Origin of the sequence: Photobacterium arenosum (assembly GCF_014841115.1) — a bacterium.
Classification (GTDB): Bacteria; Pseudomonadota; Gammaproteobacteria; order Enterobacterales; family Vibrionaceae; genus Photobacterium; species Photobacterium arenosum.
Genome location: NZ_JACYTP010000011.1, coordinates 156,249 through 177,827, shown reverse-complemented (window position 1 = coordinate 177,827; position 21,579 = coordinate 156,249). Strand labels below are relative to the sequence as shown.

At 48.7% G+C, this 21,579-nt stretch carries 20 protein-coding genes and 1 pseudogene; 8 read left to right on the top strand and 13 right to left on the bottom strand.

Annotated elements, in window-relative coordinates; genetic code table 11:
• A pseudogene (locus IFO68_RS16465) lies at positions 1–205 on the top strand (ISAs1 family transposase); the annotation flags it as partial.
• On the opposite strand, the gene IFO68_RS16460 reads toward IFO68_RS16465, so the two are convergent.
• From IFO68_RS16460 to IFO68_RS16405, 12 genes are all read right to left on the bottom strand, one after another.
• A complete protein-coding gene (locus tag IFO68_RS16460; protein WP_192016923.1) occupies positions 154–756 on the bottom strand; it encodes a hypothetical protein in 603 nt (200 codons plus the stop codon). The pseudogene IFO68_RS16465 and the gene IFO68_RS16460 sit on opposite strands and share 52 nt — an antisense overlap.
• Before the next feature lie 215 nt (positions 757–971).
• Positions 972–1,250 (bottom strand): MafI family immunity protein, encoded by a 279-nt coding sequence (locus tag IFO68_RS16455; RefSeq protein ID WP_192016922.1) that lies wholly within the window; start codon positions 1,248–1,250, stop codon positions 972–974.
• Positions 1,250–2,044: an RHS repeat-associated core domain-containing protein gene (locus IFO68_RS16450; protein WP_336510280.1), complete on the bottom strand. Its 795-nt coding sequence runs from the start codon at positions 2,042–2,044 to the stop codon at positions 1,250–1,252. The genes IFO68_RS16455 and IFO68_RS16450 overlap by 1 nt, the downstream gene beginning before the upstream one ends.
• Positions 2,045–2,163: 119 nt before the next feature.
• The gene (locus IFO68_RS16445; protein WP_192016921.1) at positions 2,164–2,370 is read right to left on the bottom strand and encodes a hypothetical protein; all 207 of its coding nucleotides are present in this window, start codon (positions 2,368–2,370) and stop codon (positions 2,164–2,166) included.
• A 144-nt stretch (positions 2,371–2,514) separates the two neighbouring features.
• Positions 2,515–2,958 carry a DUF2247 family protein gene (locus IFO68_RS16440; protein WP_225445288.1) on the bottom strand — a complete coding sequence of 148 codons (444 nt, stop codon included), beginning with the start codon at positions 2,956–2,958 and terminating at the stop codon, positions 2,515–2,517.
• A 21-nt stretch (positions 2,959–2,979) separates the two neighbouring features.
• Entirely contained in the window at positions 2,980–6,543 is a 3,564-nt protein-coding gene (locus IFO68_RS16435) for an RHS repeat-associated core domain-containing protein (RefSeq protein WP_192016919.1), read from the bottom strand.
• On the bottom strand, positions 6,540–6,953 hold the full coding sequence (locus IFO68_RS16430; RefSeq protein ID WP_192016918.1) for a hypothetical protein: 414 nt from the start codon (positions 6,951–6,953) through the stop codon (positions 6,540–6,542). Before IFO68_RS16430 ends, IFO68_RS16435 begins: the two co-directional genes overlap by 4 nt.
• A gap of 37 nt (positions 6,954–6,990) precedes the next feature.
• The gene (locus IFO68_RS16425) at positions 6,991–9,408 is read right to left on the bottom strand and encodes a FlgD immunoglobulin-like domain containing protein (protein WP_192016917.1); all 2,418 of its coding nucleotides are present in this window, start codon (positions 9,406–9,408) and stop codon (positions 6,991–6,993) included.
• Positions 9,409–9,633: 225 nt separating this feature from the next.
• Positions 9,634–10,716, bottom strand: coding sequence for a hypothetical protein (locus IFO68_RS16420; RefSeq protein WP_192016916.1), 1,083 nt, complete (start codon positions 10,714–10,716; stop codon positions 9,634–9,636).
• A complete protein-coding gene (locus tag IFO68_RS16415) occupies positions 10,713–11,567 on the bottom strand; it encodes a TolB family protein (protein ID WP_192016915.1) in 855 nt (284 codons plus the stop codon). Before IFO68_RS16415 ends, IFO68_RS16420 begins: the two co-directional genes overlap by 4 nt.
• Positions 11,564–12,211 carry a ferric reductase-like transmembrane domain-containing protein gene (locus tag IFO68_RS16410; RefSeq protein ID WP_192016914.1) on the bottom strand — a complete coding sequence of 216 codons (648 nt, stop codon included), beginning with the start codon at positions 12,209–12,211 and terminating at the stop codon, positions 11,564–11,566. The genes IFO68_RS16415 and IFO68_RS16410 overlap by 4 nt, the downstream gene beginning before the upstream one ends.
• Before the next feature lie 20 nt (positions 12,212–12,231).
• On the bottom strand, positions 12,232–12,627 hold the full coding sequence (locus IFO68_RS16405; RefSeq protein WP_192016913.1) for a rhodanese-like domain-containing protein: 396 nt from the start codon (positions 12,625–12,627) through the stop codon (positions 12,232–12,234).
• A 613-nt stretch (positions 12,628–13,240) separates the two neighbouring features.
• Here IFO68_RS16405 and IFO68_RS16400 point away from each other — a divergent pair.
• The 4 genes from IFO68_RS16400 to IFO68_RS16385 all read left to right on the top strand — a co-directional run bounded on the left by IFO68_RS16400 (position 13,241) and on the right by IFO68_RS16385 (position 18,411).
• The gene (locus tag IFO68_RS16400; protein WP_192016933.1) at positions 13,241–14,479 is read left to right on the top strand and encodes a maltoporin; all 1,239 of its coding nucleotides are present in this window, start codon (positions 13,241–13,243) and stop codon (positions 14,477–14,479) included.
• Positions 14,480–14,562: 83 nt separating this feature from the next.
• Complete coding sequence (locus tag IFO68_RS16395; protein WP_225445294.1) at positions 14,563–16,539, top strand: glycogen debranching protein; 1,977 nt, start codon at positions 14,563–14,565, stop codon at positions 16,537–16,539.
• Between the two features lie 96 nt (positions 16,540–16,635).
• Positions 16,636–17,013: a hypothetical protein gene (locus IFO68_RS16390; protein ID WP_027251583.1), complete on the top strand. Its 378-nt coding sequence runs from the start codon at positions 16,636–16,638 to the stop codon at positions 17,011–17,013.
• Between the two features lie 12 nt (positions 17,014–17,025).
• A complete protein-coding gene (locus tag IFO68_RS16385; protein ID WP_192016911.1) occupies positions 17,026–18,411 on the top strand; it encodes a class II fumarate hydratase in 1,386 nt (461 codons plus the stop codon).
• Positions 18,412–18,489: 78 nt separating this feature from the next.
• Here IFO68_RS16385 and IFO68_RS16380 read toward each other — a convergent pair whose 3' ends face one another.
• Positions 18,490–19,284: an EAL domain-containing protein gene (locus IFO68_RS16380; protein WP_192016910.1), complete on the bottom strand. Its 795-nt coding sequence runs from the start codon at positions 19,282–19,284 to the stop codon at positions 18,490–18,492.
• A 289-nt stretch (positions 19,285–19,573) separates the two neighbouring features.
• Between IFO68_RS16380 and IFO68_RS16375 the strand changes: the two genes are divergently transcribed.
• From IFO68_RS16375 to IFO68_RS16365, 3 genes are all read left to right on the top strand, one after another.
• Positions 19,574–20,278: an HAD family hydrolase gene (locus IFO68_RS16375; RefSeq protein ID WP_225445287.1), complete on the top strand. Its 705-nt coding sequence runs from the start codon at positions 19,574–19,576 to the stop codon at positions 20,276–20,278.
• A 178-nt stretch (positions 20,279–20,456) separates the two neighbouring features.
• Entirely contained in the window at positions 20,457–20,999 is a 543-nt protein-coding gene (locus IFO68_RS16370; RefSeq protein WP_192016908.1) for a cytochrome b, read from the top strand.
• Positions 20,996–21,565: a YceI family protein gene (locus IFO68_RS16365; protein ID WP_192016907.1), complete on the top strand. Its 570-nt coding sequence runs from the start codon at positions 20,996–20,998 to the stop codon at positions 21,563–21,565. Before IFO68_RS16370 ends, IFO68_RS16365 begins: the two co-directional genes overlap by 4 nt.
• The last annotated feature ends 14 nt before the right edge of the window (positions 21,566–21,579 follow it).

Here is a 21,579-nt window from a genome sequence, read left to right as displayed (position 1 = left end):
CACGATGAATGAAGATGCTTGCCAAATCTATCGTGGCAATGCCGCCGAACTCCTGGCTGGTGTGCGTCACATGGCTCTTAACATGCTTCGATTAGAAACAAGTAAAAAGGCGAGTATCAGGCGAAAGCAGAAAATAGCTGCCATGAATATTGCCTATTTGGAACAAGTAATATTGGCGGGAATCCAAGGTTTGGATAAAAAATGAGCATACGTGCTCTCGCCCTGATCATTTGAACTGAAACATTCGATTAAAACACATACAAAGTGCCAACTTAGCTTGGTTGCGTAAATCAATTCAAGTAAATCTTTATCTGAATCAACCATCTGTTTACTTATATAATAATAGGCATCGCCATTATATAAAAAACCTCGAGATTTAAAGTCATTTATTTCATTTTCACTCGCCATTACATCATCAAAAACACAACACAAATCATTCCTTTTTATTAAATCATAAATAAATAATGACAGCCAATCACTTGAATCAACAACTTTCACTATTCCAGAGCCATTTTGATTACCCTTTGAATTCACATTAAACACACCACCCGAACTGAGATTTACCTCAGAAATAGCATTAAAATTCTTAGGTACAATTACGTAGCATGGATAAATATCATTACTTATTTTTTCAATCAAGCTCTTATAAAACTCATTACTATCATTGAAGTAGCTATTAATATATTTTCTGACTATTTCAACGTCAACATTAACAATATCAATGTTAATGTTATTATTTTGGTTTAACTGTTCCATCTGGATAAATCCTCCACCCTGGACCTTTCCTATCATTTAAATCCCAATGAGGGCGAGCCATTTTGTCATGGACAAAATCAAAGGGGTAAAGCAAGTCACACCAGATGAAGTATGGCAGGAATAATTGAATTATGGTTCATCGAAATCGACCTGATGTGACAATCAGTTTTTTTAGGATGTCTGTCCCAACATTTTCGACCGGTACAGATCAAAACCTAGCTATCAGTTACGTGGCCACGCAGTTTCTCTTCAAACATCTTTTTATCCAATTGCATTACATCTGCCAACTCATAGACAAGTGCCAAAGACTCACCAGGAATCTGTTTATTCTCCTCAATCACAATATCAACCAAAGTATCCAAAGCCAGACCATATTCGCCAACATCAATGAAATCCTGTACTTCACCTTTTTCAGAATCGGTAAATATTTCTAACAGTAAACTAAGTAATCGTAACAACAGATTTTCGACAAATTGATAATCGTGGGTAGTCATCACGGGTTCCTCGGCACGTTAGTTGGGAACCCTGAGACAATATCACCGTTGCGCTCTTGAATCACTCTTATATCAATTCCATCACGCGTTCCTTCAGTAATCATTCGTCCACCACGTCCCGCATGAGTTACGGAATTTGGATCAGTCGCAACATCAGATATTTCATGCATAATTTTGTCGTCTGACCAGTTTTGAGGAAACTCACTCTTTCCAGGCTTACCAGTGCCAGGTCTATGTCCACCGCCTGTGGCATCACCGTCAAGGATGTGCCTACGACGCTGAGAAGAAGCAAGATCTACATAGTCATCAGCTTTCTTTGCAACCCGACTCGCAGCACCCAGCCCCGTTGCACCGGGTATTGCTAACCCGGCTAAATCAGCCCCCAGTGCTGTTAGGTTACTGCCTAAGTTGCCGCAGTCGCCAAGAACATTGTCCGTTAAAATCCGATATAAATCATAGCCAATAAACCCGATGTCAGCGACAGTGTCAATGATTAACCCTGTCGAATCCGTATAGTTCAGCGGGTCTGCACCGGCATAGCTGTATAGGTTGTATCCCCCACCCAACCCAATCGGATCACGCTGAATGTACCGCCCTGTATTCGGATCGTAATCCCGGTAGAAATTGTAGTTCAGGCCGGACTCTGCATCCCGGTATTGCCCCGGAAAACCGATATTGAAGGTGACTGGCTGAGCTGTGCCGCCTGCTTTCCCAAACGGGCTTCTCGCCTGTTGCCAGATCAGGTTTTGTGCCTGAATCAGCCCGACCGGGGCGGACAGGTGATCACTCAGCACATCTGCAACTTGTCCGTCTGCATCAATCGTGACCGGGGCGTAGCCTGTGGCGCCGTAAGTATAATCTTTCTGACCCTGAGGGCAAGAAACGGTATTCTAAATACGCTTCGGACAGTGATTTATTGGGATCTTCCAGAACCTACACTCAGATTTACCTTAGGATGTCTGTCCCGACATTTTCGCAGGCCAACCAGATCGGCAGCAACCACGCCCAGCTCAACAAGTACGAAAGCGGCCTGAACACGCCGCCGCTGCATAGTCAGCGGCTGATCCAGCGGTTCCAGACCATAGGAATTTGACGCCGATAAGCGGGAGACCATTATCATTGGTGCTGGACGCCATGATCGCCAAGCACAATATGGCGTCCACAATTAAAGCCATGGAGAGTTAACAATGGTACGACCGGAAAGATTTCAGCAGGACTAGATACAGCAAAGCCCTGTCAGGGGCTTTGGATCATTAATGTCGTTTCAGCCTGTAAATTTCTTCTTTAAGGATGAAATTACTTCTGACATTGCCACTAGCGGATCAACAGAATCTTGCGAATAAATACTGCAAGATGCCATGTCTTCCGGGTAATCAAATTCAGCGTATAACTCTTGTAATTTATCAATCTTTTCCTCTTCGGATAAAACCGAACCACTTAATGCGGTTAATGTTGCCAGCCTCCACTTTTCAATAACTTCTGGAGCATCCGTTGACCCACCAACTTGCAGCAACAAACACTTAATCTCCGAATCATCAAGAGAATCAGCGCCAGCTAATACAGCAATATTTTCGTCACCGTTATCCAAGTCAGCAGACAACAGACTTGTAGCATAAGCCGCAATATCAGACTTTTTTGCCCAGCCCCTTTGCCGGCCAATGAGCAACGTTGACCAGCAAACAAGATTAAGTTCTTTTAATACTTTCATTGGCTTCATCTAATCTTTATCTCACTTCTTAGGTATCTGATTAGGAAAACCTGTAACTTGGCCGCCTGGAATAAAGCGTCTATGAGACACATTCCCTTGATCGATAATCCATTCAAAAACGCCATCCTTGCCATTGAGGCTACCCTCAATTTGCCTTAACTCAGACGTTCTTACGACTTGGCCTCCTGGCCCTTTGGTTGGAATATCGAATTTCGCCGCATCACCGGCATAGTTATCGATGATGTCATTAAAACGGTGAGTAGGGTCAGTCTTGTTGGCGCTGCCAATGCGTGGTTTACCAAGAACAGAGTTATCTATTCTCTTAGCAATCCGGCTCGCAGCCCCCAATCCCGTTACGCCGGGTATCGCTAATCCCGCGACATCTAAACTCAGCGCTGTTAAGTTACTGCTTAAATTCCCACAATCACCAAGAACATTGTCCGTTAAAATCCGATATAAATCATAGCCAATAAACCCGATGTCAGCGACAGTGTCAATGATTAACCCTGTCGAATCCGTATAGTTCAGCGGGTCTGCACCGGCATAGCTGTACAGGTTGTATCCCCCACCCAACCCAATCGGATCCCGCTGAATGTACCGCCCAGTATTCGGATCGTAATCCCGGTAGAGATTGTAGTTCAGGCCGGACTCCGCATCCCGGTATTGCCCTGGAAAACCAATGTTGAAGGTGACTGGCTGAGCAGTGCCACCTGTTTTCCCAAACGGGCTCCTCGCCTGTTGCCAGATCAGGTTTTGTGCCTGAATCAGCCCGACCGGGGCGGACAGGTGATCACTCAGCACATCTGCAACCTGTCCGTCTGCATCAATCGTGACCGGGGCGTAACCTGTGGCGCCGTAGGTATAGTCTTTCTGACCCTGAGGGCCACTTTCACGAAGTAAAGTGTTCCCCAGCCAGTAGAACTGCGTTTGCCCACCATTCACGGTTTTGCTGATCCGGCGTCCCAGAGGATCATAAGTATAGGCAGCGGTCACTTCGATGCTGGATTGCAGTGTGGTTTCACCATTTCCGGCATCTGCGCTGATCACCCGCTCGCGCTGGTAACCGACCAAACGTTCTGCGTCGTTATAGGTGAAGGTTTCGATGGTGCTGCCGTCTTTACGGGTTTTCTTGCTCAGGTTACCGCGCAGGTCATATTCGTAGCTGAACTGATTATCTTCCAGCAACTTGCCGTCCGGGCTGTAAACACCGCCGAAGTCTAACCGGTTGCCTAAATCATCGTACTGATACTGATATTCACCAGTGACTGTGTTCGCCTGCATTAAACGCTGGCTGGCATCATAGGCAAACGTCTGATTCACACCATCCTGAGTGATGCTTTCCAGTAACCCCGACAGACTGTACGCATACTGCCAGTCTTTACTGAACGCGCCCTGGTTGTACCGCCGTGAGGTTAAACGGTTTAATGCATCGTACTGATTGGTTAACACCAACCCGTCGGGTGTTTGCTGCCGGGTGAGCATCCCGTTGGCATTCCAGTTGAATGAATAGCTCCCTTGCGGGGTGGTCATGTTCTGGATCTGACCATTCGCATCATAAGCGTAACTGACGGGTGTCCCTGCGTTATCCCATTGTGCAATCTCACCAAATGGGGTGTAGCTGTACTGATGGGTCAACCCCTGACTGGTTTCCGACGTCAGCCTTGCCCATTGGTCATAGGCGCGAGTCAGGGTATCGTTGGCATTGCTGATTTTGGTCAGCTGACCACGCGCATTATAAGCGTATTCAACCACTTCCGAGCCAACCGACAGAATCACCAGCCGCTTACCATCGTCATATTCATAACGGGTCACGATCCCCATCGGGTCGGTACTGCTGGCCAGCAGATTATCCGTCCGGTAGGTATAGCTTTCTTTGCTGCCGTCATAGCGGGTCAGCACACTCAAACGACCATAGCTGTCGTAGCTATAAGTTTCCGTGGCGCCATTGGGTGCAATCACAGCCGTCAGCTTTCCGGCTTCGTCGTAGGTATAGCGGGTTTCAAGACCTGCCGGGTCCCGCTCGCTGAGTTTACGGCCTAATGCATCGTACTGATAACGCCAGCTTTGCCCGGCGGCATCCGTCACTTGCGTTAAGTAGCCATTGCCGTCATAACTCAGGGTTTGGGTTTGCCCCAGTGCATTCACGACAGCAACAAGCTGCCCCTGATTGTTGTATGTGAAGGAAGTGACATTGCCTTCCGGGTCTGTGCTGCTGGCAAGCAAACCATTTGCCAGATAACTGCGATGCGTCGTATCCCCTTTCGGCGTGGTGACTGAGGTCAGGTTGTGGCTGGCATCATAAGTCAGCGAGATGGTTCGGGATGCGCCACTGTCTGAGGTTTCAAGACTGCCATTGGCAGGCAGATAAACCATGGCATTCGGATACCGGCTTTCTCCCGGATACTGGTACTGCGTGATGAGATAACCGTGGTGCTGCTGCGTCACGCGATCGGCATCATCCCGGCTCACCGTCTGGCTGTAACCCATGGGATCGGTCACAGAAGTCGCATAGCCTTTTTCATCCCGCGTATACACGGTTTTGTAACCCAGTGGATCAATATCTTCGATGCGCTGACCACCCGCACTGAGTTTAAAACGCCAGTTCGCGCCGGTGCTGTCCGTTTTGGTCACCCAGTCGGCACTGTAGTCGTAATTGAAGGTATTACTGCCCTCGGTGTAAGATTTCACGCGGGCGCCGTTGTAAGTGACCGAGGTCACTACAATGCCGGCTTCATCGCGGATTTCTTTCAGTTGACTGTAAACAAAAGCATCACCACTGGGTTGATACCGGCCATACTGATAGATCTGGCTCTGGCCCATAGGATCAGTCACAGAAACCAGTTCACCATCCGCATTGTAATCATACAGCCACTGGCGTCCGGCCTGATCAGTCACGGCCTGCACACGGCCGCTCGCGTTATAAGCCAGTGTGAGCGACTGAGAAAAGCCATTACTCAATTTGATCAGGCGATGATTTTCATCGTATTCATACTGCACCTGATTGTTGTTGCGGTCGGTTTTTCGCAGCACCAGCCCTGACGAAGAAAAGGTCACCGAGTGGCCTTGTTCAAAGGCAAGGGTTGGTGTTTCACCATCAATCAGGGTTGCTTTCACGCGATCCGGCGACTGATAGCCGCCTTGTCCATCCGGCAGGAAAGTCATCCGGCGACCATTGCCAACGCGATAGATAAATTTCGCGAGGGTTTCAACGCCGCCATCAGCGGTTTCCTGTGTGTCCGTGACTTTCAACAGAGAAATTTCGCAATTGAACGTCCAGCCTTTTCCGAAGGGACCATCCTTCGGATCATTCGAATTAAAGACACGTCGAATCGACAAAGGCGTCGCATGACCAACGACCAGATCCACGTCATGCCAGACAAAATGTCCGGTCTTCAGATAAACGGGAGACCCTTGCTCGCAGTTGCTGTCTTCACTTTCCGATTCTCCGGGCCCCGGTTCATTTTTCGGATTATTGTTCAGCGTCGTATCGTGCCCCTGATCCCACGGGTAGTGATACGCCAGTAACGGAGAACTGAATAACAGCGCACTGAAAAATGCCGTCACCGCTGCGAGTCTGATCTTCATGATGCATTCTCCTCTGCGGGAACCGTTTCAGGCTGGATAGCGCGAATAGATTGCGTGTACTGATTGAATCGTGTCTTTATCTGCTCCAGCTTTGCCTGTTTTTCCGGATGAGACAGCAAGTAAACGGCAATATCCCCTTCATGCACAACGCCAAAACGCGCATGTTCTGCCGGTGAACAATCATAACGTGCGAAGGCTGCATTCACTTTCTGCGCAATCTCCGAGTCGGCTTCATACATCAAATCCACATTGGCCTGTTGCTGTAGCAAGATCAGGCGTTGCGCCATCCCATCCACCGTATGCTGGCGTGACTCAATTTCAATGGAAACATACTGCTCAATACTCAGATTGCATGCGGCCATAACGGGCGCTGTTACCCATGCGAACAATACGGCAATAAGAAATTTCATAGTCTGCTTACCTGTAATTTGATAAGACGAACGATCATTAGTAATACACCCGCTGGACGGTATAGAGGTACGGGCTGACATACCCTTGCGGGTCAATAGCACGGATGCCGAGGCGATATTTCCCGGGGGCAACACTATTGCCGTCGTCGGCTTTTGCGTCCCACACCAGTTGCTGACTCCCCGCAGCCACATTGCTGAATAGTTGCCGCCGAACCAGTGCACCGGTATCGATATCGCTGACGCGAAGTTCAATATCGGCAGGTTTATTCAGTGAGAAAGACAGATGACTGTTGCCATCGCCGGTTTCGGTATGGGTATTCGGTACCACGATAGAAGGCTGTGCCTTAAAGCTGTTCAGCACCGGGCCGGAGGACAAAAAGATGGTATTATCCCCCATCGAATATCCCCAAATCCCAAACAGGAACTTGTTCGAAGAGGTCGTCACAACCGGCTTGCCATCATCCCCCAAGCCACTCCACACGATGCGGTGCTTGCCTTTACCCAACGGTTCGCGGTTTTTAAAGGTCACCAAGCGGGTATTAGTATTGAATAACCCCATAAACGCCGTCACCTCAGAAGGCTTGTTCAGCGTAAACTCAATCACCAAAGGTTTGTTGTTATAGGGCTCAAAAGTGCTGGGGATCCGGCTGCGACTGGGGTTATAGGCCGCGCCACTGGTTGAAGGACGTAAATCAAAACGCACAACCCTGCCGTCTTTGCGATAGTTCAGCACGGCATAATAATCGCCCTGTGGCAGTGGCTGTCCCTGAGCATCCAGTCCATTCCAGATATCTTCATAAGTGCCTGCCTCCCTCTCCTGCCAGGGAACAAGCGTACGGACGATCTGACCCAGGCGATCTTCAATTTGCACCGTGAGGTACAGATTGGCACTGATGACGGTTTTCACCCGAGCGGCCTGCCCGGCTGTCGGATCGATACTGTTGCCAATAATGCTCAGACTCAGACTTTCCTGCACAGTGACCTGCTGAACATCTTTGGCACTGCTGCCGTCACTGAACTGCACCGTCAGCGTGGGGAAAAAGGTTCCGGCACTTTTGTAAACCCACTGAACCGGATCCAGGGTAGAAGTGATTTCATCGGTGAGCCCATCGCCATCGAAATCCCAGAGCAAATCCTGAACAGCCACTAAATCCCTGTTGGTTACCGCCGGTGTCAAAGTCACCGTCAGCGGAGCATCCCCTGCCGGGTTATCTAGTGAAACACGGGCCGTCGGTGAGTCCGGATCCACAGCGCGAATTTCAATATTCGGTAACGCAACCCGGGTTTGTTTGCCCAGCGTATCGGTCACAGACACGGACGCCTGAAAATTGCCGACTTGCTCAAAAGTAAAGCTCACGGTTCCGGCAGTATCACTGGTCACATCCACCAGCCCGTCACCGTCAAAGTCCCACGCGACACTCGCAATGCCCTCGTTGTCGGTTGCGTTTGCTGTAAATTGCACCGTCAGTGGCACCGGACCATTGGTTTGGCTGACGCTTGCTGTAACAGCAGGTGCTGCATTTTCTACTTCGACAGCAAGATACCCGGTATCTGTCCGGCCGATGGAGTCCGTAATTTCCAGCGCTGCAAGATAGGTACCCGGCATATCGAAGGTATAACTCTGACTTCTGCCCACCGTATCCTGCCTGTCATAAATACCATCACCATTGAAGTCCCAGCGATAATGATTGATCGCTTTATCTGTCGTGATATTCGGACTGAACAAGACTTTCAGCGGTGCTTCACCGGAAGCCGGCATGGCGATAATTTCCGATTGAATCGGCACCGAAATTTCAGCGAGCAAAGAAAACTGTGCTTCTGACTGATTACCCCAGGTATCTTTCGCTTTCACAACCAGAGTAAATTCACCATCCGCCCAGGGAGAAAGCGGCTTGATGATTAAATTATCTTCCAGCCATTCCAACGCAAATTCAGTATTCTTTGTTGATGTAACTCTATAGTCTGCAGGTTCCTGAGACAGATGTGCATCTGTCACCTGTACAATCACTGGCTTATATTCATTCGTCAGCGGTTCACCTGGCTCGGGGCTGATAAGCGCTACCTCTGGCCCGGTCAAGTCTGCCTCGCCCAGATAGACCCATGGCCCCCAGGGCGATAAACTGCCTGGTTCCAGCCAAATCGTCCACCAGGCTGCGAGATAAATCTTCCCATGGAAAAATACGGCATCCCCGTGGCGATACACTTCATGGCGAGACCAGGCAGGCGGCAGACCATTGATAGAAACCGGCGTCCAAACATGCGGAGACACGTCCGGTTGTTCGCCCCGGTTCCAGAACTTCGCCAGATATAAATGCTCGTCATAGACCACCAGATCCTTTCCGCGGTAAATCTGGGTTTCCTGCCATGGGGGAGCATCAAATAATTCAACGGCTACCGCCTGACAACTCGTAAAAAATACAATTGCCAAAGCGACATAATGAAAAGCTTTCATCATGCTTCCTTAGAATGAACCTGAGGATAAATGAATAGAAAAAGCCTAGACAACGAGAGCCGCTGTTTGTTTACTTTTTAATGTGGATTATCAGAAAGGTGAGAAGCAGCAATTTGCTATGAAAATGACAACTCCATCAGTTTCTTTCAGAGGCTTGTTTGATTTGTGCGCAGTATGACGGTCAGTGAAATATCAGGAAACGTGCTGGCAATTTGCCCTGATCAACAATTATTCATTCACAAATTTGACGGACGAAACACCCACTTGCCCGTCGAATCCGGTAATGTTGACGGTCAGATAATGCACGCCCTTTGAATAATTCGAAGGCTTAAATTGCCAGGTAAAAGGGACATAACCCTGTTCTTCTTCCGAAACGAATTCACCGTCAATGAAAAAGCCGACTTCATATAAACTCTCTTCAACCAGCCCCCGATCCGCGAGAGGAATATCCACTTCAACGGTGGTCAGCTGACTGTCCGGATTTTGTTGAAGCGCCAGTTGAACCCGGGGATCTAAAGGGAGGTACTTGGGTTTGAAAAATACCTTTGAGAGTACTTGTCCCTTTCTTGTTTCCTGAATACTGGCTCGCTGATCCGCTGACTGTTCCGGATACCCCAGCGACCGACGCCACTGCGTGTAGCTGATGGATTCATTCTGCCAGGTCAGGATACTGTGTTCGGGAAGCTGATAGGCCGTGGCCATCACCGCAAAATTCGCCAGCCCGGTAAATGGAAATACATCAGAACGATCACGCCCGTTCCATTGAATCACATGCGTCCCGGCAGCTTTCGGCTGCCAGTTCACAATCGTTCTTAACATTGCCCCGGATTGAATACCTGCCCGCATTAATACGCGCGCTGGTTTCTCAAGCGTGATTTTCAATCGATAGGGAGACTCGATAGAGAGCGGTACATGCGCGATCACTTCCCCACCGGAACTGTCTCGCGGAGACACCGAAATCTGGGTGTTATTTTGCCGGTATCGCACCACAGGGAACCAGGCTTCGTTTGGCACTGGCTGATCCCGCATGTCCGTCCCGTTCCAGGACAGCTTGAGTACACCTGCATTTGTAGATTGCATCGGATATAACGTCTTCGCCAAATCACCATCAGGCGAGACAATATCAACCTGAAGCTCAGTTGCCTCAGTCACACGAATCATGACCGGAAATTGCTGACCGCGTGTAATATCAAACGTATGAGAAGTAAAGGATTCTATTACAAAAGGATGCGAATCAGCCTGAGCAAACCATGGAAACACTGTCATCATGACAATCACTAACCAAGCATAACGACTTTCCACTATTTTCACTGTGTAATCTCCAAATCCCGGATATCAAGAATATGTTCCAGCTTGATTTCAACAGCCCCGCTCGCCCCCAATCGCATCAACCGGCCCCGGCCTTCGGCCCGGCGCACGAAATAGAGCACTCCGGATGGGGACAGCGATGGCCAGAGATCCGTGCCTTCGGAATGGGTTAACTGCGTCGACCGGCCGGATGAATCCGTTTGCCACAACTGAAAATGAGTTGACGCTCTGAAGCTATACACAGTGCGTTGCTGTTGTGTATCCCAAACCGGATATCTGACGATCCCATTGTGCAGCGTCAGTTGCTTTGCGCGGTGTGTGACCCGATTTTTGAGCCAGGCTTCCTGAACAATACCGCCGCAGTCCAGCATGCAGCTCACCACACTGAACAGGAAATTTTCATCATTAAAATCGGGATCAAAAATTTTGCCAAGCTGCTGATGAATATCGAAAAAACGCTGCTGCCGGGATTGCCATACAGTCAACGCTGTCCGTTCACTTTTCCGCTCAAACAACCGAATGGCAATCAGCGACTGACCTTGTTCACCAAGCCGGATTTGCGTAAAAGCATCCGCAGCATCACTGGGTACTAAAGTGTTCGTGACGGCGTTTTGTCTGTCCGATATCGTGCCGTCCGCACGAATAAATACCATGCGATTTGCTGACGGCGACCAGGTGAATTCCCGGGGTTCGGTTAAGTCACTGACTCGTTCAGGCAGACCATTTTCATCCACAGTAAATGCCCGCCAGCCTTCGGCTGTCAGACCAATAAACGACATTCCGCGGGGTAAATCCTGTGCCAGGCTCAACGACGGCAACCACAAAGCAACAAGGAAGATGAGCCATGCCTTCATCCTGTACTGGCCCTTCGCATCGGTTTCGGACGAAGCAATAACCTTCGGAGAATACCGATACCAATCAGTATCATCAGCACAATCAACACCATCTGTATGATGGGATGACGCGACTCCGTCCCGATCGTCAACGCATGCCAGGCCGCCAGATAAAACGCTGGAATCGCAAACCGGTGACCCCATTTTTGCAATGTCCCGGACAGCCAGATTCTGGCAAGAACAGCCGACAAAATCAGAATCAGCGCAACCAGCCCTACCGTAATTCGCGCGTGGTAATAATCGTCAATATCCGGCAGTAAAAAATGGCCTGTAAAATGACCGCTTCTGAGTGAGGTTGCCGCAATAAAGCCACTGACATGCAGCAAGATCATCAGGAGCACACTTGCCCCGACCCAACGATGCACCCGTTGCTTGTTTGCAAAACTGAATTTGACGTGAAATAGTCCGATGAGCGCCTGAACACCAAAAAGGAGCATAGAAATCAACGCCGCCAGTTTAGACAGGACGTAAAACCCCTGACCAGCAGGGACGACATCAGTGAAATACAGCAACGGATCGCCTGTATTTTTGCTCCATACGATCAGTGGCAGAAACACGACAAACAACGTTACAAAGAGGCATTGCACCCGATTGATTTTCAACATCACCGCTCCCTGGCTCATGGTTAATTTTCAGTTGGGAGTCCGGCGGAACGCCAGCCGTTTAAACCCGCAGGTTCCATTAAAACAACATTCTTAAGCCCTTTATTCCGCAGTGCTTTTGCTGTTTCAAAACCACGGAAGTCTTTCAAACAATACGGGACAACATAGCCATAGCCTTCCATATATGAAACATTAAGCTCATTGATTTCTCGCAGTGGAATATTTATTGCGCCCGGAATGTGCGACTCTGCATATTCATCCGGTTCTCGGGTATCAATAAACAGTACAGCCCCTTCACGTTGTGCTTTAGCCAGCACCTCAACCTTTTCCTGAGTCACACCATGCGCATATTCAGCGCTGAACCAGTTTGCCTGCACCTGAAAAGCCAGTAACCCGAATAAACATACAAAAAACCGCATTGCCAATCCTTTGCACAAAATCATTATTGAAGAACATAGAAAAAGATATGCAACTCTGCTGATTACAACCAACAAAGTTCGGCCTGGCCGGCAGTTGAACTATTAAACTGTGGGCACCCTCTAAATCATGGAGTGATAACAAACAAATCAGTTACAAACAGCGTTCATGTGTTTGTTCACAGATCATGATTGACGAACTATTGTTCTCCTCCCGGACAAAACGTGATCTCACTATCCATTTTCAACTTGGCTAACAGCGCATTGGTGAAATTTCGTGATCCAATAATCAAAAAATTACTCTTGATCCTATTTTTTTGAATCCCCCCCTACAAAGTGTGATCCACACACTCAGCCCCCCTGCTACTCCATAAATCAGTAGCTTCAGGGAGGATGTTACGCCTTTATTGCAGGCGCAAAATAAAAACATCCGTTACGGACGCAATCCTTCTCAAAAAAGCACTAGGATTAATTTCAGCAGTGTGAAAGTTGACTGAAGGGCGCGCTAATCAGGGTGAGCATTACCTGTACCTGAGCATTCTGATTACTGCATTCGGCGGAGCCGAAAGCAAACATGATAATAAAAACGCATCCATCAAGGAGTTAAGCAATGAAACTGAACAAAATCTGCCTGACAGCTGCTGCCGTCTCCGCGGCACTGATGTCTGCCGCTGCTTATGCAGAAGTGGACTTTCACGGTTATATGCGTGCGGGTGTTGGTGTGAGCGGTGAAAACGGTTCAACTGTCGCTTATGAGAAAAATAAAGTCGGTCGTCTGGGCAATGAAAATGACGTTTATGGCGAACTGGGTCTTGGCAAGGAAGTGTACAACGAGAATGGTAAAAGTTTTTATCTAGACTCAATGCTGGCAGTCACCTCCAATGGCTCAAATGACTGGGAAGGGACATCACCTTCTTGCGAAGTCGATAGTAATGACCCATCGAAAGTAAATTGTAAAGATGATTTCACTGCTGCACTGCGCCAGTTCAATGTGGTGGCGAAAGGTTTCATTGCAGGCGATCAGGATGCCGCTGTTTGGGCAGGTAAGCGTTTCTACCAGCGCCACGATATCCATATTTCTGACTTCTACTACTGGGACACTTCAGGCGCCGGTGCCGGTCTGGAAAACCTGAGTGTAGGTCCGGGTAAAATGTCTGTGGCTGTGATTCGTGATGATTCCGGCGAGGTGAACGTCAACAACTTTGATCTGCGTTATGCCGGTCTGAGTCTGTGGAACGATGCCAGCCTGGAGCTGGGCGTGAACTACGGCTTGGTCAACGCAACTGACGCTCAAGATGCAGCCAGTGATTTCAACGACGGTGTAATGCTGACAGCAGAGCTGACTCAGGGCGGATTCCTGGACGGTTTCAATAAAACTGTGCTGCAGTTTGGTACCGAAGGTTACGGTGAGCAAATGGCCGGCCTGGGTGCGGGTCACTACTTCAATGCCACCTCAAATGATGGTGCGCAGGGTTACCGTCTGATCAACTGGGGCGTTATTGCACCCTCTTCAACCTGGGAAATTGGCCACCAGCTGATTTACGCAAACACCAGCTACGACAGCAAGGATGACCACACTATCATTAGTGCCGTTATCCGCCCTGAGTACAAGTGGAACGACAACGTAAAGACTATCTTCGAAGCCGGTTACTATGACGAAGACAATTCTGGCGTCGACAAATCTGGCAGCAAGCTGACTATCGCTCAGGCTTTAACGGCAGGACCAAGCTTCTGGGCACGTCCTGAACTGCGTTTCTACGCCAGCTACCTGTCTGATTACGATAACGACAATGCCTTCGGCACTGGTAACGATACTGAGTACAACATTGGTGCTCAGGTTGAAGCCTGGTGGTAATCAAACACTGATACCGTGTGTTAAAAACAGCCAGTCGCTATTGACTGGCTGTTGCTTTTCAGGGAATTACAAACTTGTCTTTCATGCAACATACCGACATTGGCTTTGGCTCCACACTCACCAGCGAAGGGTGCCATTTTCGTTTACATAGCCCGGATATTATTACTTTAGAGGTGGTGTTATTCGACAAGGAAGGCATTCCCACTGCGCGTCATAGTCTTGAGCGCCAAGAGAGTAATAGTTGGCATGTTTTCATTCGGGGTATCGGTGAAAATACCGGCTATGCCTTTCTTGTGACTACAGCAACTGGCCCTTCAGCGCAATGGCTGCTTGATCCCCATGCACACAGGGTGCAGCACCAACCAGCATCCCATCCGGGCTATGATCTGGTTACTAATCCTGAATGGATAGCCTACACCACTTGCCATGATTTCGACTGGCAAGGGTGTGAGCGGCCTGCAATTGCTCCGGAGAAAACCATTCTGTGCGAAGTGCATGTGAAAGGCTATACCAAGGCCAACCCGGATCTTCCCGCCAATCTGCGCGGCACTTATTCAGGTCTGTGCCACCCTGCAACTTTGGCCCATTTCAGACAATCAGGCATCACTTGCCTACAGCTAATGCCAATTGCCGCAAAAGCGGATGAAACGCACCTCTCTGCCAAGAGTCTGACCAATTTCTGGGGCTACAACCCTATCGCATGGTCTGCACCGGACGAACGCTTTGCCTCAACCGATCCGGTGCGAGAGTGTAAAACCATGATTCGCACCCTGCATGCCCATGGCATAGAAGTCATTCTCGATGTGGTGTACAACCATACCGCCGAAGAAGGGGATGGCGGCCCGGTATTTCACTTTAAAACACTCGACAGCCATAGCTATTTAAAGGATGAGCTGGGGCAGTTCAAAAACTATACCGGCTGTGGCAATACTCTGGATGTCAGCCACCCGCCCATGTTGCAGGCGATATTGCAGTCATTGCGTAGCTGGGTACTGAATTATCAGGTAGATGGGTTTCGGTTTGATCTTGCGACGACACTGGGCCGACGCCAGAGTCATTTTTCGTCAGAGTCTGCTTTCTTTACTGCCATACATAATGATCCGGTGCTCAGCAGCGTAAAACTGATTGCCGAGCCCTGGGACATAGGGCCGGATGGCTATCAGTCAGGCGCTTTTCCGGCCGGCTGGCATGAATGTAACGACCAGTTCCGGGACAATTGGCGAAGCTTCTGGTTGCATAACGCCCCTGTTTCTGCGGTTGCCCCTCACCTGTTGGGCTCGCAAGCACAGTTTCCTGCCCAACACTGGCCGCAAAAATACAGTATTAATTACATCTGTTATCACGACGGATTCACCCTGCAGGATTCGGTGTCATTCAATGACAGGCATAATCATGCCAATGGCGAAAATAATCGGGACGGCCATCCTGATAACCGATCCAATAATCAGGGGACAGAAGGTTTAGCTGCAACAGCCGCCATTCAAAAAAGACGGGGAAAGCAAAAACGCAACCTGATGACCAGCTTATTGTTCAGCCTGGGTATTCCCCATCTGTTAGGTGCTGACCTGCACTCGCACAGCCAGCATGGAAATAACAATGCTTATTGTCAGGACAATGACACCAGTTGGGTAAACTGGGCACTCTCCAGTGAAGAGTACAATTTCAGAAGTTGGCTGCAGTCACTGATTCAGCAACGTCAGACTGTCATGCCAGTTATCATGAAAGCAATGACAGGCAAGACGTCTGCACCAGCCACGATTAGCTGGCTGACTCCCACAGGAACACCTATGGATGACCAGAATTGGGCCATGCGCCAGCCTTATTCCTGTCTGATTCAGGCCGACGAAAATAACGCCCTGTTTTATCTGTTCAACCCTGATGATTATCCGGTACGCTTCTGCTTGCCATCGTCACTGCACAGCTGGACTTGCCTGGTTGATACCGCCGAGGATCAGCTGGCTGCTCGGAATATTCACCAGTCAGACTGCCTGGTCCGGCCCGTTTCTATGGTGATCCTCATTCCGGCATCCGAAAACACAGGCAGTCGTCTTATCTCCTAAACTTAGGGTCTTGTATAAACTTCAGGCACAGACTTGTAACCCTGCCACAACAATGATAATAATTATCATTAAAGTTTATTAAGTGTGGAGCGATTGATGAGCAGATCCAGTACGCTGTACCGACAGTTCTTTCTGGCAGAAGAGCGTTTTCTGAATCACCCTCTTATCCCAGGGTTCGAACAGGATGTCATCGTTGACATGACGCAGGCCGGAATGAATCTGGCAGCGTACTACGGGCAACAGAACGCATTGCGCAACCCTCTGCTTCAGGAGCTGTTTCTGAGGCGCGTCTTCTTTCATTTGTGCAACAGTGTTGAAGATAAACACCAGTCCCGTGTTTTTCGCCGTATTTGCCTGGATTATCTGCATTGTCCCTTGCTCGCTCTGAAAAAATGTTATGGCGACAATCACGTCAGTAAATTCCTGTCTCTGAAACAAAGCCTTCTACAGTTACATCATTCCTCCGGATTATAAGGAACCACGGAAATGACGATATCCTACCGCATTGAAAAAGACAGCATGGGCGAAGTGAACGTCCCGAAAGATGCACTTTATCAGGCGCAAACCCAGCGAGCCGTGAACAACTTTCCCGTCAGCGGGCTGACAATGCCTGTCCAGTTCATTAAAGCCCTGGCATTTGTGAAACAAGCAGCCGCAAGAAGCAATCTCGACCTTGAGCTGCTGGATTCAGACATCGCCCATGCCATTATCGACAGCTGTCAGGAAATCATTGATGGTCACCACCTTGACCAGTTCCCGATCGATGTGTTCCAGACCGGCTCAGGAACCAGCTCCAATATGAATGCCAACGAAGTCATCGCCACGCTCGCGTCAAAGCGTGCGGGTCAAGTTGTCAGCCCGAATGATCACGTCAACATGGGACAGAGCAGTAACGATGTGATCCCAACTACGATTCAGGTCAGCGCTGCGCTGGCATGCCACGAGCAATTGCTGCCAGCGATGGCGCATATCTGTCATACCCTAGATGAGAAAGCCTCTGCTGTCGGCCATATCGTCAAAACCGGCCGGACACACCTGATGGATGCCATGCCGGTCACGCTGGCGCAAGAGTTGCTTGGCTGGAAGACGCAGCTCGAAAAAGCACGCCTGGGCATACTGCATAGTCTGGACAATGTTTCAGCATTGGCTCAGGGGGGAACGGCAGTCGGCACCGGGATAAACGCCGATCCGGCATTTGCGGCCGTGTTTGCCAATAACCTCTCAGTGTCGGCAGAAATTCCGTTTACCAGCAGCGATAACTTTTTCTACAATCTCAGCAGCCAGGACGCTATCGTGAGCCTGTCGGGTCAGTTGAAAACCGCCGCTGTAGCTATGATGAAAATTGCCAATGATCTGCGCTGGATGAATTCAGGCCCTCTGGCTGGCCTGGGAGAAATCGAACTCGAAGCGCTGCAGCCAGGTTCATCCATCATGCCGGGTAAAGTGAACCCTGTGATACCTGAAGCCGCGGCTATGGTTTCCGCCCAGGTGATTGGCAACGACAGCACTATCACAGTGGCCGGTCAGTCCGGGAATTTTCAGCTCAATGTGATGTTACCTGTTATTGCCTATAACCTGCTGCAAAGCATTGAACTTTTGTCGAATACTTTCAACCTGCTGGCCGATAAAGCCATTGCCAGTTTCAATGTACGGGAAGATAAACTGCAGGAAGCTCTGGCGAAAAACCCGATTCTGGTAACGGCGCTCAACCCGGTTATTGGCTATTTGAAAGCGGCTGAGATTGCCAAGAAAGCCTACAAAGAGAACAGAGATATTCTGGATGTCGCGGAAGAGGAAACCGATTTGTCGCGGCAGGAACTTGAACGTTTGCTTGACCCGCAAAAACTCACCACAGGCGGTGTTGCTCATTAACACAAGCATTAAGCATTAAGCATTAATGCCTTATCGTCACAAAACGGCGTTCAGCATCATAATTGTCAAGGGTTAGCCTCAGCTGACCCTTGACAATAAGATCTCTGAAAGCAGCTGTGGCCGCCCCAGATAAAAGCCCTGGATATAATCAGCATTAAGCATTCTGGCCACTTTCAAACCTGCTGCGTTTTCTACCCCTTCAATCAGCAGCTTTGCGCCAAGCTCCCGGCCAAGTCCTACCACTTTACGTAAAGGTGACTCTTGACCAGAGAGAAAATCCGCCAGCAGTGAACGATCCACTTTAATGATGTCGGGCCGTAAAAAGCGAGCACGGCATTCAGATGATGCTTTAACGCCATAATCATCCAGAGCGACCTTCATACCTTGTGCCCGCATTTGCTGCAATATATCTAACAGCTCTATATTGCTGGTGCAGTCGTGTTCCAGTAACTCAAAAAACACCTGTTCAGATTTCAATCCTAACGCTTTCAGGCGCTGATGAAGCAGTGCTGCCGGCACATTTTTGCTGTGTATCAGCAAGGCATCTGGCACCATATTGATAAACAAGGTGTAAGACGCGAAAAACTGAGCAAAGTTTTTCACATGAATCACTCTGGCCAACCTGTCCATATTGACCTGATCGATTTCATCGTAGTATTCAGGGGCGAAAAAAGGTTCAGTGTTTAACTCGTCGCCGCATTCATTAAACACCCTTACCAGCGCTTCAAACCCAAAAAGGTCACCATTCACCTGGTGAATGGGCTGGAAAGCCGTCTTCAAATGATAAGTATCATACACAGCACTGTAACTGCCATCAGCCTCTGTAGTTAAGTACCTGTTAATCTCATCCAATGTGGCAATAATCTCACTCACACGTCATCTCTTCATATGAAAACGGGAAGGCATACACTTAGCGGATCGCATGTTATGGCCTGCGCCGCTAAATAAAAAATGCCGAATATATAGATATTAACGACCAGAAACTGTCTTAACGTTGAGACAGAATAATTTTATGCGATATTCCTCAGGAAAATGTCACAAAAAAGTTAAATCTATGTATTCCACGCATGTTTCTGACTTCAAAACGACACCTGCCTGAAACATTAGTGTCATTATTTACACCTAACCTGTGCCACTAGATCCAATGAAAAGGAAAAACACGTTGCTATCCAACACACAACCCATAACTAAATTGCCTAACCTTGCCATCTTCGACTTAGATGAAACGCTTATTGCCGCTGATTCAGCTTCACTGTGGGTCAGGTTTATTGTCAATAAAGGACTGGCATCGCCGCTTCTTATTGAGCAAGAACAAAACCTGATGAAAGATTACGCGAAAGGCAGCATGGATATGCAGTCATACATGATTGCGACATTAGCGCCCATTGCAGGTATGAGCACCGATGAGCTGACACCGTTAATCGAAGAATTCGTTCAGACATGCATTCGCCCTGCACTGTTTCCGGCCGCAATTGAACGAATTGACTGGCATAAACGCCGCGGTGATACCGTCATTATTATTTCTGCAACCGGCGAACATCTGGTCAATCCGATTGCTGAACTGCTGCTGGTCGATGACGTACTGGCTATCAACCTTGAAACCCAAAACAACACCCTGACAGGGAATACAGTCGGCACCTTAAGCTACAGAGAAGGCAAAGTGGTTCGGTTGGAAGCCTGGCTGGAAGCGCACGCCAGCTCGTTTAATGCGCTGTATTGTTATACCGACTCGATTAACGATCTGCCTCTGCTCCAGGCTGTTGATCATCCTTTTGCTGTGAATCCTGACCCGGCTCTTGCATTGCATGCACAAATGCAGGAATGGACCATAATGAACTGGCATCACGAAAACGACATTCAACGATAACCCTTCTGTAAGCCTGTTTTTGCTATTCAGCCCTTAAATACAGAGGGCTGAAATATCTTCTTACTCTTTTTCGAGCTTGTTCAATTTCTTTGACCAGGTTGTTCAAGTTAATACACTGATTTTTGAAATATTTACCACTAGAATAGGTAGGTAGTTTTTAATCAGGGTACCCAAGTACATGAAAAAAGCAGTCAATCATTATGATTGGGTTTCAGTAACCCTCCACTGGGCAAGTGCTGTTGTCATCATTGGGCTATTTGCTGTTGGCCTGTGGATGGTGGATCTCAATTACTATTCATCCTGGTACACAGTTGCGCCCCACTGGCATAAGTCAGTAGGTTTAACACTGGCAGCTGTGACCTTGTTCCGACTGCTATGGAAAACAGTGAAGCAACAACCCGCTATTGAAGGAGCTACTTGGGAAAAAGCACTCGCCAAGCTGGCACACCTGGTCATTTATGTTCTGTTGTTCGGTTTATTCGTCAGTGGTTATCTCATTTCAACGTCGGACGGACGTGGCATAGATGTATTTGACTGGTTAACCGTTCCTTCAATGGGTGAACTCTTTCCGGATCAATCCGACGTGGCAGGCGAAATTCATGAGTACCTCGCCTACGCCTTAATCGGATTAGCTACCCTACATGCGGTGGCTGCATTGAAACACCACTTTGTTAATAAAGATAATACCTTAAAGAAAATGTTGGGAGTTAAGGAAAAATGAAGAAGCATCTTACCGCGTTGAGCCTGGCTGCGGCCCTAGTTTTACCTGGCATTGCAAATGCTGCCGATTATGCCATTGATAACAAAGGCGCTCACGCCTCAGTTAACCTGAAAATCAGCCACCTCGGCTACAGCTGGATTAAAGGACGTTTCAATACCTTTGATGGTACTTTCAGCTATGACCCTGAAAACATTGCCGCGTCAAAAGTGGCTGTGAACATTGATACCACCAGCTTTGATTCCAATCACGCGGATCGTGATAAGCACGTTCGCAGCGAAGATTTCCTGGAAGTGAGCAAGTATCCAAAAGCCACCTTTACCAGCACCAAAGTCACTGACAAAGGTAACGGTAAACTGGCCATCGATGGCAACCTGACACTACACGGCCAGACAAAACCTATCACGATTGATGCTGAGTTAGTCGGTGAAGGCAAAGACCCATGGGGTGGTTACCGCGCTGGTTTCATGGGCACAACCCGTGTTGAGCTGGCTGACTTTGGTATCCAGGTGATGGGCACTTCCAGCTACGCAGACATGGAGCTGCATGTGGAAGGGGTTCGTCTGTAATCCAGACTTCACTG